This is a genomic window from Ureibacillus thermosphaericus (assembly GCF_012396605.1).
GTDB lineage: Bacteria > Bacillota > Bacilli > Bacillales_A > Planococcaceae > Ureibacillus > Ureibacillus thermosphaericus.
The window spans coordinates 1-13,037 of sequence record NZ_JAAXPW010000051.1 but is presented as its reverse complement, the minus strand read 5'-3'; the positions used below and the strand labels follow the sequence as shown (position 1 = coordinate 13,037).

Sequence of the window (13,037 nt, the reverse complement as noted above, 5' to 3'; positions counted from 1 at the left end):
AAGAAGACAAGCTATTCACGGAAGTTATGAAAACTTGCGTCAATTATCTTAATTGAACCGCCGTATACGGAACCGTACGTACGGTGGTGTGAGAGGACGGGAGCTAATCACTCCCTCCTACTCGATTATGTTTGTAGACTTTTATAAATTTCAGACAACCGTTCCTCCATCTTTTCCCAACAAATGTCTTTCATTGCTTTTCTTGCGTTTTGGCCCATTTGGCTCAGTAATTTTCGATTTTGATATAATCGGTAAAACTGATTGTAGTAATCTTCTGCCGTTGGATTTACTTTATCTATCACAATTCCACATTGATATTTTTCGATAAATCTTTTCATGTCAATGGATTGATTCACTACGACAGGAATCCCGTTATTCAAATAACTGAAAAACTTATTCGGCATCGCATATTTCCGATTCGCATTGCTTGTATCGAAATAAATATAGCCCACATGCACCTTGTTTAATTCAGTAGGTAGGTTGTGATAGTCAATCCATTTACAGTTGATGGAAGGATGTTGGGAAATGAGATTCCTTTCCTTCATAGTAGGATGAATTCTTCCGAAAATTTCAAAACTGAAATTTTTCATTGACTTGTTGCAAAGATTCGCAATTTCGATGATTTTTCTAGGATCTCCTTTTTGGTACGTTACGACTCCTTCAAAGGCAATGACAAAAGAGTTTTTATATGTTTTATCCTTCTGCAACTCTTCTTGATAGGAAGGCGTATTATAAATCACTGTAATAGGTACATTTGGGTATCTCTTTTGATAAATTTCTTTAATTGAATCCGATACAGTAATGAGATGATCGACTTCTTTCATCAATAATGTCAAGAATTTGCTATTTGCTTCTAATTCATGTGCATCAAAGATGACCTTGACATTTTTTCCTTTTTTTCTAAGCGTTCTTTTGATTTGTACAGCTTCATACAACGTATGCAATTCGTGGGCATGGTAGATATCAGCATTTGTAGACAAAGCCTTTTCATATAATTTATCAGGAAAATAATTTTGTGTATTCGTTTCTAAAGCTTTAATCATTTTGTTGATATGCGTATAAGTAATTTCCACTATATCATACGTTAAAAACTTAATCCCTTTATATTCGAATGAATCCTTTTTAAAAGCTGGGTCTTTTATCGAACTTCGATTTGGTCCAAAAACAACTCCTCTTGTTTTTCCAGCTACAATGGTTACGTCATAACCTAATTTTTTTAAGCTAATAGCTTCTTTTTCAAAAACACGGACATCTTTAAAAGAATGCTTTCGAATTAACTTGCAAACTTTCATTTAGCATTCCTCCAATATGGATTCGGTTTACTGGTATATGCTATGCAAAATCTCACAAATGAACCGATACATATTCCTATTTTTTTATAAATTAATAGACAGTAACAATGTTTATCACTAGACATAAAATAGATTACGAACTTTTTATGAAAGGGGGATGTGAGTTGAAGCTGATTACAATCGTTGGTGCACGGCCGCAATTTATTAAAGCTGCCCCTTTTTCGGATGTGTTTCGAAAGCAGCATCATGAAATTATGATTCATACGGGACAACATTACGATCAAAATATGTCTGATATCTTTTTTCAAGAGCTCTCCATTCCAAAACCCGATTATTATTTAGGAGTTGGTTCTGGAAGTCATGGTTTACAGACGGGGAGAATGCTTGAAAAGATTGAACAGATACTGTTGAAAGAGAAGCCTGATGGAGTGCTTGTATATGGAGATACCAATTCGACATTGGCAGGAGCATTAGCGGCCAGCAAATTGCATATCCCGGTCTTTCATGTTGAGTCGGGACTGCGCAGTTATAATAAACGAATGCCAGAAGAACAAAATCGAGTATTGACCGACCATCTATCGGATTTATTGTTATGTCCTACGAAAACAGCTGTGGAAAATTTGAAAAAGGAAGGGATAACAGACGGGGTTCTTTTAACAGGCGATATTATGGTCGATGCTGTTAATCGATTTATGAATATATCAAATAAACGCTATTCAAACAGTAAATGGTTAGAAACATTGAAAGCTGAAAATCCACATATTCCGCTTTTAAAAGAAAAAGAATATTATCTTGCTACGATTCACCGCGCAGAAAACACAGATGATTTAATGAAATTACAAACGATTTTCACTGCTTTAGAAAGGTTGGATAAACCAGTACTCATACCGTTGCATCCAAGAACGCAAAAATTGGTGGAAAAATTTAATATTTCGTTTCGAAACGTAACAATTATTCAACCAGTAGGATATTTGTTAATGCTTTATTTAACAAAAAATGCTTATATGGTGGTGACGGATTCGGGCGGTCTTCAAAAGGAAGCCTATCTTTTAAAAACGCCTTGCACGACGCTAAGGGATCAAACAGAGTGGATTGAAACGTTAGAAAATGGTTGGAATTGTTTATGTCCAATCAATGTTCATTCGATAATGGAAAAGGCGTCCAGAAAATTAGACTGCTTGAATCATGCACAACCTCAAGTATTTGGAGATGGCAATGCAGCGCAGCGCATTTGTCAGGCGATTGTAAATAACTTTGCATAATTAGCGTACTGATTAAAGGTACGCTTTTTCATTAAATTGAAAGAGGCGATTGTAGACATAAAAAAAGACGCTTTTTATAAAAAGGCTGTTTTTTAATATTGCGTGTTCCTAAACTTTTTCAGTATTTAAACGTAAACAGCATATAAAAAACGTCCTTTAGCCCTTACTAGAAAAAGAAGTTACGAATTTTCATGACGTTAGAGAATAGTCTTGCATCCCGTGCCATTCTGCCGTAGTAAGGATGTTTATAAGGTGCTAAACATTGTTGAAACAAATCATCACAATAGCGGCATGGTCCGTACATTGCGTAACAAATATCGTGTTGTAAACAACAAAAGTCGACGGGATTTGTTGGTGCACCCGGTCCAGAACAACCCGGTCCGCAGTAACGATAACCAGGATAGCAGAAACCGAATGGCGATCTACGACGTTGGAACATTTGATATCCCCCATTTCCAATATAACTAGTATATATTTATACTATGGCAAAAATGAAGATTGAGTAGGGCATACATATAGATCTTCCATAACTTTATAAGATTAAGAGGGTAAAAAGTGTCTATCAAATTTAAATGAAAACTTATAAACTCAATTGCAGATAAATAGGAGAAGAGCTGCTCTTTGTAATGGATATGCTAAGGAGCAGCTCTATTTTTTATTTATAAATAATTAATATCGATCGCAATAAAAAACTATAAATTTTAAACTTGCCGGCACTTTTTAGAGAGTTTTGGATATATATAAGTCAGAAGGGTGGTGAATTACATGAGTGTAACAACAGTGATTCGTGATTTGTCTCAACTATTGCCCGTAGCACAAACTGCTTGCAAGTTGCTGTTTCAAGAATGCTATAAAGCGGGGATTCGAGATATTTTTATTACAGAAACTTACCGAACGCAGGAACGACAAAATTATTTATATCAGCAAGGTCGCAGTCGTCCAGGCTCAATAATCACATGGACCTTAAACAGCAGACACACAAGCCGCTTAGCGTGGGATATCGCAGTAGCACCACCTAAAGATCTTTACGATGTGACTACGTTGAATAAAGTTGGCGCCATTGCTCGAAAACTGAGCATTACTTGGGGGGGAGATTGGGTCGGCAGTGTCGATCGTCCTCATTTTGAAGTAACTCCATCTTGGACGATGCCAAAGGGTTATAAATTAGAAGGTACGGTGATTGTGCCAACAACGAGCAAGTTAAAAGTGCAGCTCATTATCGATGAAAAAGATATTGAAAAGGGGGAAGTAGGCGTGTGGGATCCAAAATCACCGACGATGTATTCAGCAGCTGAACAAATGCTGGAACAAGCAGTTAAAGAAGGACTCATTCAACCGTATCACTTAGATGACCTTCGAAATAAAAAAATGACAACTGACCGATTACTCGGTTTATATATTACGATTCAGCAAAGAAGGAATAAAAAGTAGAGCGATGAAGCTTTGATAAATACACTTTATATGAAAAAATGGTGGGTGAACGGGTGAAACACCTGTGTTCATCTATTTTTTTTACAGTGAATGGCTACTTAGAAAAGGAAGAATTATGTTCTTCCACTAATCTAGAGGACAACCTTTAATTAAAATCAATTGGTTGTCCTTTCCTGTTTTCCTTGTGTTATTCTCTCAAAAGGTAGGTTTCAATAATTAAAAAATATAAAAGCAACTTTCTGTCAAACTATGCAAAACCTTGATATAATAAGTTTTGTGAAAAAATATGAAAGGGTGCGAAACGATGAACGCTTACGAAGAATACATGCAAGCCATCGTGAAGCCAATGCGTCAAGAATTGGTGGACGTTGGATTTAAAGAATTAACAACAGCAGATGAAGTCAATGAATTTATGGCAACAGCGAAAGGGGTATCGCTTGTTGTGATTAACTCCGTATGTGGTTGTGCGGCTGGAAGTGCACGTCCAGCAGTAAGAGAAGCAATTAAAGAAATCAAACCAGATCACTTAGTGACGGTATTTGCTGGACAAGACCGCGAAGCAACAGCGGCAATGCGTGCATACTTTGAAGATATTCCGCCAAGCTCCCCATCCATTGCTATTTTACGTGATGGACAATTGGAATACTTTATTCCAAGAGAACAAATTGAAGGTTTTTCAGTGGAACAAATCCGTGACCATATTACGGGCGTGTTAAAACAAGCATGCGGAAAGTAATTGTGACGACGGCAGGTAGGCCAGATGAAGAGTCTTTTCAGTTGGCAAAACAAATTAGCGAAGAACTTCATGTTCGTTATGTTCCGCGAAAGAAACGTTCTGTTGCGAAAATCGGCAATCTTTATCAAGCCAATGTGATTGTTGCCGGGAAAAATCGGTTCGAGTATTATGCGAAAGGCTCTTCAACGCCTTTCTTTTTTCATCCTGATACGGCCGCTTTTCGTTTGAAGCGGTTAGAGAGAGGGGAAACGGAGCCGTTTATTGAGTCTTGTGGGCTGCAACCTGGCGATTCATTTCTTGACTGTACCTTAGGAATTGGTTCAGATTCGATTATTGCTTCTTTTACTGTTGGCGAAAGTGGAAAAGTGGTAGGTGTGGAAGTAGATCCTATCATTTCTTTTCTTGTCCGGAGAGGATTAAAAGAATATAAAACGGCAGACCCAGTGCTAAAACAAGCGATGGAGCGGATTCAGGTTATTCATGCTGAGGCAGTTGAATTTTTAAAGAAGCAGCCAGATAGTTCCTTTGATGTTGTATATCTTGATCCGATGTTTGAGGAGACCATTGAAGAATCAAATAACTTTGAATCGCTAAGAGAAGTCGGCAGCCATCATCCATTAACGGAAGAATGGGTAAAGGAAGCGTATCGTGTGGCGAAAAAGCGGGTGGTGTTAAAAGCTCATTTTCGTTCAACTCATTTTGAAGACTTGGGTTTTGAGCGAAAAGTGCGCTTGACATCGAAATTCCACTACGGGGTATTAGAAAAAAATTAATTGCTGATTACAGCAAGCATATAAAGTATAAAAAGAGCGAATATGGCAAGTTCGCTCTTTTTTGTGTAGGTGCGGATGGGGAGTAGTAAATATTATGATTGAAGTAGTCGCTTGTGCGAATGGGAAATCAACTTGTGTAGATAAAGTAGTCGCTTGTGCGAATGGGAAATCAACTTGTGTAGATAAAGTGTTCACTCGTGCTTATGATATTTCATCTTGTGTAGATAAAGTATTTACTCGTGCGTATGGGATACTAACTAGTGCAGATAAAGTGTTCGCTTGTGCGTATGGGAGACCAACTTGTGTAGATAAAGTATTTACTCGTGCGAATGGGAAATCAACTAGTGCAGATAAAGTGTTCGCTCGTGCGAATGGGAGACCAACTTGTGTAGATAAAGTATTTACTCGTGCGAATGGGAAATCAACTAGTGCAGATAAAGTGTTCGCTCGTGCGAATGGGAGACCAACTTGTGTAGATAAAGTGTTCAATCGTGCGTATGGGATACTAACTAGTGCAGATAAAGTGTTCGCTTGTGCGTATGGGAGACCAACTTGTGTAGATAAAGTATTCACTCGTGCGTATGGAATCTCAACTAGTGCAGATAAAGTACTCCCTCGTATATATAGCATCCCAACATGTGCAGAAGAAGCCCTCACTCGTGCGTATAGGAACAAGCTTTCTCGTGCGAATGGAGCAGTATAACTTGTATTGATCAAATATTCACCATGCTCCAAATAGATGTTTCCAATCTACTTTTACACATTTACTAAGCGTATTTTCATTCATTTTCCATATAAAAAGACACTCGCCCATTATTGTGATCGAGCGTCTTTTTGTAATTGTTCTATTTTTTGCTTAAACCATTCTTCTACAGTTAAACCACTGGATTGAATTTCCTTTTGTAGTTGTTCAAAGTACAGTTCTGCAACTTTTATTGTAAATATTTTATTTGCCATTTCCTGAACTCCCTTTATTATTTCTCCCCTAAGATAAGTTATAAAACTCTCCAACAGACAATTCTTTTAATCTTTCCTTCACTCTTCTTTTCCGATAAAGCATGTTGCCAGTTTCTGCGATGTTTTCAATCATACCTTTATTGGCGAAAGCTCCGAATAGTATGCCGGCAATCGGTATCGCTTGGAAGAATTTTTTCCAACCAAATTGATCACGGAACGTATAAAACACTTCTTGCCATCCTTTTAATTGCTGGATTACATCCGTAGAGGATTGTTTATCCATTTCCGACAATTCTTTTAAGATGGCTTCCTTTCCAACAATATCTGCATTTGCAAATTGCAAACATTTCACGATAAATATGCGTTCTATTTTATCATTTGGATCATATCCATAAATTATGGCAATTTCCTGAAGGGTTTTCAAGGAAATTCCCAATATCACAGGAATATCGACTACAAGAGTAAATAATCCGCCTACTCCCGTTGAAGCTCCTTGCACCGTTGCAATTGCTGCGCGTTTTTTCGAAAGCTGCTCGGAAATCTTTTTCATCTCTTCAATCGGCAAATTTCGAATCTCTTCTATCGAGTGGATATTTTTAACAGAGGAATGTTGATTGATTCTTTTAATGATAGCTTGTTCACTGACTAAATATTTTCCGCCTGTTTGAATGTAGCTTCCTAATTCATCCACTAATTCAGCAACTTTTTTTTGAATCCATTTTGGTGTCAATTTATCTAAAATTTTAAAGGGGATTCTACCGATTTTTTCCCAAAAAAATAAATCTTTTTGTTCCTTTTCCCATGCTTCAATCTCTTGTAAATAGGCCAATAATTGCTCCTTTGTTTCCAATATTCATTCTCCTATTCGTTTTTACCATGCATTATTTGTAGCTGTTTCCTATTTATACGAGTTCCTTTTCGAAAAAGTTTCGACAGAAGGATTATTAAAAAAAACCGAGAATATGTATGTAGAAGAGGAGTGGTAGAAATGTTTAAGATTTTTGTGACGAGTAAAATTAGTGATTCAGCATTAAACATATTAAAATCTGTGGGTGAAGTGGAAGTTTGGGAAAAGGAAGAAACGTTGAATGGGCCAGCGTTACTCGAAAAAATAAAAGATCAAGATGCCGTGCTTTCGATGGTCAACAATTTCATTACAGATGACATTTTACAACAAGCATCAAAGTTAAAAGTTATCGGCAATTGCGGTGTTGGCTATAACAATATCGATATTGCTTCTGCGGAAAAACGTGGCATCGTCGTAACAAACACGCCAGATGTTCTAAATGATGCAACGGCAGACCTTACATGGGCACTGATTCTTGGAATGGCAAGAAGAATTGTTGAAGCCGATCATTTCGTTCGGGAAGGGAAGTTTACCGGCTGGCTTCCGCATTTATTTATCGGCAATATGGTATATGGAAAGAAATTAGGCATCATAGGGATGGGGAGAATTGGGTCAGCTGTATGTCAAAGAGCAAAAGGGTTCAATATGAAGGTTTACTATTATAATCGAAATCCGTTGCCGAAAGAAAAGGAACAAGAATACAATGCACGATATGTCGATTTGGAAACGTTGTTAAAAGAGTGCGATTATATCACAATCCATGCACCATTAAATGAAGAATCTTATCATTTGATTGGGCGAGAAGAATTACATCTCATGAAAAAAGATGCTTATTTAATTAATACATCCCGTGGGCCATTAATTGATGAACAAGCGTTATATGAACATTTAAAAGAAGGAAAAATCGCTGGGGCGGCACTCGATGTGTACGAACATGAACCGAAAATTGTGGAAGGGTTGTTGGCGTTAGATAATGTCATCTTGCTTCCTCATATTGGCAGTGCTACATATGAAACGAGAACAAAAATGGCGGAACTCGCTGCGAACAATATTGCCAATGTGTTATCGGGTAAAGAACCGATTACGCCTGTGACGAAAGGTTTGAAAATATGAGAGTTTTAGTTGCACCGGATTCCTTTAAAGGCTCTCTTTCATCAATTGAATTGTGCCAAACAATTCGCCATGGGATGAACAACGTCATGGATGCAGAAGTAATCGAAGTTCCGATTTCTGATGGAGGAGAAGGTTTTTTAGAAAGCATCTGTTCTGTGCATCCATTCCAAGTGGAGTTGGTAAACGTCAAAGATCCGTTGGGGAGAACGATTCAAGGAAAAATGGCGTTTGACTTACAAAAACGAACGGCGTTTATCGAGATGGCAAAAAGTACAGGGTTAACACATGTATCGGAGGATGAACGAAATCCCTATCAATCATTTAGCTACGGGGTAGGAAATTTTATTTTATATGGTTTAGATAAAGGCTGTCGTACCTTTATTATCGGCCTTGGCGGTAGTGCTACGAATGATGCGGGTGTTGGGATGCTTTTGGAATTGGGCGTGTCGTTCAGAGATGTTCACAATAAACCTGTAGAAATTGAATCATTAACGGATATCCAAAAAATTGCTTCACTTGATTTACAAAAGGTTGATCCGAGGCTATTTGAATGTGAATTTATTTTGGCGACGGATGTAAATAATCCTCTTTGTGGAGAGCAGGGGGCGACTTTCGTATTCGGACCGCAAAAAGGCATTGCCAAAGAGCGTTTAAACGAAATTGATGGAATCCTTGAACATTATGGAAAAGTATTAGAAAAAGAATTTCGTAAGGAGATTGTAAGTCGCGAAGGCGTTGGTGCTGCTGGGGGAATTACTGCATCCTTTTTGGCACTTTTTAAAACGCAAATTAGACAAGGCATTGACATATTAATAGAATATTTACAATTAGATCAGTTGCTTCCTACGGTGGATTTCGTTATAACAGGGGAGGGGAAACTAGATCATCAAACCCTTAATGGAAAAGTAATCAAAGGAATTTGTGAACTTGCCAATCAGCATCATATCCCGGTTGTGGCGGTTTGCGGCAATATTGAATTATCGAGAAATGAAATAAGAGAATTAGGATTATCCGCGGCTTTCTCAATATGTAAAGGACCGAGTTCGATAGAAGAATCAATGAAAGATGCAAAACAACTTGTGTTGGAACTAGTTGAGAATATCGCAGAGTTGCTGAGAATTTAAGTGTAACTGCACTGCTACTCTATCAAAGATTCATAGCAGTGCTCCTCCTATAAACAAAAAAAGCCACGAGACGCAGCTTTTTTCATGACTTATTTAGAAAAGCAGAATGAAGTTAAGTATCCTAAATAAAGAACAAGACCAATGGCAATAGTAATTGAGGCCATTCCTTATCCCTCCTTAATAGAAAACAATGGTCGATTCCCTAGTAATTTTACTATGAAAACTTAAATTAGGAAACCTTTTTCATAGAAAATCGTAAATAATGATAGTAGATTTGTATAGAAAGCTGGTGAGGTCCTTGAAAAAGTGGTGGCAAAAAGCACTCGTATTTACCGTTGCCTTATTAACATTAGGGTTCATTACGCCTGATCATTCCATTTGGGATGTATTAGAAAATGGACAAGACTCTAATCGAACGCCAAGTTCCGATTATAAAAATGTTGAAGAAGCAAATGAAAGTATTGAAGAATCTTATATAGAAGAAAGTAACGAGTCGATTGAATCAATTGATTCAATTGATTCAATTATTCATCTTGCACGTGAACAATCATACATAAAATTTGGTTCAAAAATTACGCCGGTGATTGAAGATGAATTCGAACAACAGATTTTCCCAAATATAGAAAGAATTATTTCTACTACCTTATCAAATTTGGATGATGAATCAAAACGTTATTTAACAATTTCTGAAAAACCGGGCGGAAATTATTCTGAAAAAATATTTCATATTACGGATGGTATAAGCGGAAAAGACTTACTTCGATTCCATGTTCGTACGGAAAAGCGTCCTCAAGAAGGATATTATTACAACTTCCATTATCATACTCACGAGGATCATTTTGCATCCCATCATACGATTGGGGATATTTACTATTCTAAAAATACTCCACCTAAATGGCTTTCTTAATATCCAATACCACCTAAAAATGGGTGGTATTTTTTTATTTTCAAAAATTGGGGATATATTGTCAAATATATCTTTTTTTCATTTTATATCCAATTTCTTAAAAAATAGGCTAAACAATACTACTATTATACCGATATACTTTTATGTCAAGGAGGTCTTTAGTAGTGTTGTTGAGCAACTTGATTATTAGGATAAATGGCGCTGTTGATGCATTAGATTATGGTACAGCTCGTAGATACATAGAGGAAAACTTTGATACTGTTTATGAAAATAGACATTTGCTTAACAGTAATGCTCGGGAAATTCTTTTATTTGTTCAGCAGAAATTTGAATCGGTGGAACAAACGTTAACAAAAGAAGAATTACATGCTATTACTGTCATTAATACTTATGCAAGTCGATTCGATATTAGCGGATTAAAGATATTTTTAAGAGAAAAAGAACAATTATTATTAAGGGAAAATACACTAAAAAATTTGAATAGCGATGCAAAAATATTGTTATCAAGTATGGGAATGATAAAATGAAATAGTTCCAATGAGGACATTTGGTAAAAGACAAATGGAGAAGCTGATTCGAGTTCATTGAATCAGCTTTTCGTTTTTTTATTGTTAATTTGTAAAGCAAAGGGTTGTTAAGTATATTGTATATAAAATAAGTCCGATACCAATTAAAAAATCTGCATCCATTATAATCCCTCCGATTGAAGATATGTTTAGAAAGTAATTATATGCAACATTTTACAAATCCATTCATTTTTCATTTGAAACCAATCTCTTTTCTTTTATGATATGATAAGAAAAGTTCTTTTTTCGATGACGCAATATTATTTCATAAATTGCTGTAAGTTTGGAAAAATGATTACGAACTAGAATTTTCATAGACGGGAGTGTATTGATATGCGCCATCCTGAGTATGCGTATTTAGATTTATTGCAACATATCTTAGATACGGGAGTGAAAAAAGAAGATCGAACAGGGACAGGAACAATCAGCATTTTTGGTTATCAAATGCGCTTTGATTTAAGCAAAGGTTTTCCATTATTAACTACGAAGCGCGTACCTTTTAAACTGATTGCTAGCGAATTGTTATGGTTTATTAAAGGTGATACAAATATTCGGTATTTACTCGAGCATAATAACCACATTTGGGATGAATGGGCGTTTAAAAAGTGGGTTGAATCAAGTGAGTATAATGGACCGGATATGACCGACTTCGGATTACGTGCAGCAAAGGATGAAGAGTTTGCAAAAGTGTTAGATGAGCAAATGAAAATCTTCCATGAAAAAGTACTAACGGATGATGAATTTTCAAAAAAATATGGTGAGTTAGGTCCGGTATATGGAAAACAATGGAGAAGTTGGCCTAGTGACAACGGTGAAACGATTGACCAATTAAAAAATGTGATTGAGCAAATTAAGCGAAATCCAAATTCCCGCCGATTAATTGTCTCTGCATGGAATCCAGCAGAAGTGGATGAAATGGCGCTACCACCTTGCCATACGTTATTCCAATTTTATGTGGCAGAAGGGAAATTATCATGTCAACTATATCAACGTAGTGCAGACGTGTTTTTAGGTGTGCCGTTTAATATTGCTTCTTATGCATTGTTGACGTATTTAATCGCTCATGAATGCGGACTTGAAGTAGGAGAGTTTATTCATAGCTTTGGCGATACACATATTTATTTAAATCATATAGAACAAGTGAAGGAACAGCTTTCTAGAGAACCGAAAGCCCTCCCGACGCTAAAAATTAATCCTGAGAAAAAATCGGTATTTGATATCGAGTTGGATGACTTGTCGATTGAAGGGTATGACCCACATCCAACCATCAAAGCGCCTGTAGCAGTTTAAGAGTAATAATGTATTTGATTTGATAAAAGCCACAAAAGAATGGAAAACTTCCATTACTTTGTGGCTTTGTTTGCTACAATTAAATATAAGAGAGAGAATTTGAAGGAAATGAGTTACGATCAAGTGTTATACACGATTTAAAGAAAAATCAAAAGGATTGTAATGAAGGTATAAAAAATGAATTGATAACATTAAGGATAATAAGGACTACAGTTAGATTACACAATTATGGATTTTTGATGGAGTAAATAGCTAGACAGTAGATATAAGAGAGAAGAATATTCTTTATAAAATTAGAATATGATTCTATATTTTATTTACATTCAATGAAAAAATTTTTGAAATTGGGGTTGCATTATTTATATTAATTTGTTACATTATAAATCCAGTCGTTAATCCGACTAAAAAATATCAATAAATGATTTACATGATGAGTTGTAACATAATAATGATAGTTTCCCTTATCTGAATGAATAGCTATTAAAAATATAGTTGATAACAAAAGGGAACTGTGTTATAATATAAAAGTTGTCAAAAAATGACGAAATGAACCTTGAAAACTGAACAACAAAACGTTAATGCAATAAATTATCTAGTTGTTAACCCTCGTTAACAAACTAGATTCGGACATTAAATTTTGAGCAAATCAAATTTTCTTTTATGGAGAGTTTGATCCTGGCTCAGGACGAACGCTGGCGGCGTGCCTAATACATGCAAGTCGAGCGAACCAATTGAAAGC

Annotated in this window: 14 protein-coding genes and 1 rRNA gene; 11 read left to right on the top strand and 4 right to left on the bottom strand. The window is 36.2% G+C overall.

Features of this window, described 5'->3' with window-relative positions; all coding sequences use genetic code 11:
- Positions 1-125: 125 nt before the first annotated feature.
- Positions 126-1,292, bottom strand: a complete 1,167-nt coding sequence (locus tag HF990_RS14100) for a glycosyltransferase (RefSeq protein ID WP_016839126.1) — start codon at positions 1,290-1,292, stop codon at positions 126-128.
- A gap of 164 nt (positions 1,293-1,456) precedes the next feature.
- Between HF990_RS14100 and wecB the strand changes: the two genes are divergently transcribed.
- The gene (gene wecB / locus HF990_RS14095; protein ID WP_168412844.1) at positions 1,457-2,554 is read left to right on the top strand and encodes a non-hydrolyzing UDP-N-acetylglucosamine 2-epimerase; all 1,098 of its coding nucleotides are present in this window, start codon (positions 1,457-1,459) and stop codon (positions 2,552-2,554) included.
- 166 nt (positions 2,555-2,720) lie between these two features.
- Here wecB and HF990_RS14090 read toward each other — a convergent pair whose 3' ends face one another.
- Positions 2,721-2,993 (bottom strand): Parvovirus coat protein VP1-like protein, encoded by a 273-nt coding sequence (locus tag HF990_RS14090; RefSeq protein WP_083839549.1) that lies wholly within the window; start codon positions 2,991-2,993, stop codon positions 2,721-2,723.
- Positions 2,994-3,319: 326 nt separating this feature from the next.
- On the opposite strand from HF990_RS14090, the gene HF990_RS14085 reads away from it, so the two are divergent.
- From HF990_RS14085 to HF990_RS14070, 4 genes are all read left to right on the top strand, one after another.
- Positions 3,320-3,985 carry a M15 family metallopeptidase gene (locus tag HF990_RS14085; protein WP_168412843.1) on the top strand — a complete coding sequence of 222 codons (666 nt, stop codon included), beginning with the start codon at positions 3,320-3,322 and terminating at the stop codon, positions 3,983-3,985.
- Positions 3,986-4,289: 304 nt separating this feature from the next.
- Positions 4,290-4,721 carry a BrxA/BrxB family bacilliredoxin gene (locus tag HF990_RS14080; protein ID WP_016839121.1) on the top strand — a complete coding sequence of 144 codons (432 nt, stop codon included), beginning with the start codon at positions 4,290-4,292 and terminating at the stop codon, positions 4,719-4,721.
- Positions 4,709-5,494, top strand: coding sequence for a class I SAM-dependent methyltransferase (locus tag HF990_RS14075; RefSeq protein WP_016839120.1), 786 nt, complete (start codon positions 4,709-4,711; stop codon positions 5,492-5,494). The genes HF990_RS14080 and HF990_RS14075 overlap by 13 nt, the downstream gene beginning before the upstream one ends.
- Before the next feature lie 94 nt (positions 5,495-5,588).
- Positions 5,589-6,197, top strand: coding sequence for a hypothetical protein (locus HF990_RS14070; RefSeq protein ID WP_168412842.1), 609 nt, complete (start codon positions 5,589-5,591; stop codon positions 6,195-6,197).
- A 110-nt stretch (positions 6,198-6,307) separates the two neighbouring features.
- On the opposite strand, the gene HF990_RS14065 is transcribed toward HF990_RS14070, so the two are convergent.
- Positions 6,308-6,451: a hypothetical protein gene (locus HF990_RS14065; RefSeq protein ID WP_016839118.1), complete on the bottom strand. Its 144-nt coding sequence runs from the start codon at positions 6,449-6,451 to the stop codon at positions 6,308-6,310.
- 28 nt (positions 6,452-6,479) lie between these two features.
- Positions 6,480-7,301 carry an EcsC family protein gene (locus HF990_RS14060; protein ID WP_016839117.1) on the bottom strand — a complete coding sequence of 274 codons (822 nt, stop codon included), beginning with the start codon at positions 7,299-7,301 and terminating at the stop codon, positions 6,480-6,482.
- Between the two features lie 138 nt (positions 7,302-7,439).
- Here HF990_RS14060 and HF990_RS14055 point away from each other — a divergent pair, with 138 nt between their 5' ends.
- From HF990_RS14055 to HF990_RS14030, 6 genes are all read left to right on the top strand, one after another.
- Entirely contained in the window at positions 7,440-8,411 is a 972-nt protein-coding gene (locus HF990_RS14055; RefSeq protein WP_168412841.1) for a 2-hydroxyacid dehydrogenase, read from the top strand.
- Positions 8,408-9,535 carry a glycerate kinase gene (locus HF990_RS14050; protein WP_168412840.1) on the top strand — a complete coding sequence of 376 codons (1,128 nt, stop codon included), beginning with the start codon at positions 8,408-8,410 and terminating at the stop codon, positions 9,533-9,535. Before HF990_RS14055 ends, HF990_RS14050 begins: the two co-directional genes overlap by 4 nt.
- Positions 9,536-9,833: 298 nt before the next feature.
- Positions 9,834-10,442: a YpjP family protein gene (locus tag HF990_RS14045; RefSeq protein WP_168412839.1), complete on the top strand. Its 609-nt coding sequence runs from the start codon at positions 9,834-9,836 to the stop codon at positions 10,440-10,442.
- Between the two features lie 164 nt (positions 10,443-10,606).
- Positions 10,607-10,969 carry a hypothetical protein gene (locus tag HF990_RS14040; RefSeq protein ID WP_016839113.1) on the top strand — a complete coding sequence of 121 codons (363 nt, stop codon included), beginning with the start codon at positions 10,607-10,609 and terminating at the stop codon, positions 10,967-10,969.
- Positions 10,970-11,341: 372 nt separating this feature from the next.
- The gene (locus tag HF990_RS14035) at positions 11,342-12,298 is read left to right on the top strand and encodes a thymidylate synthase (protein WP_016839112.1); all 957 of its coding nucleotides are present in this window, start codon (positions 11,342-11,344) and stop codon (positions 12,296-12,298) included.
- Between the two features lie 657 nt (positions 12,299-12,955).
- A 16S ribosomal RNA gene (locus HF990_RS14030) occupies positions 12,956-13,037 on the top strand; the annotation flags it as partial.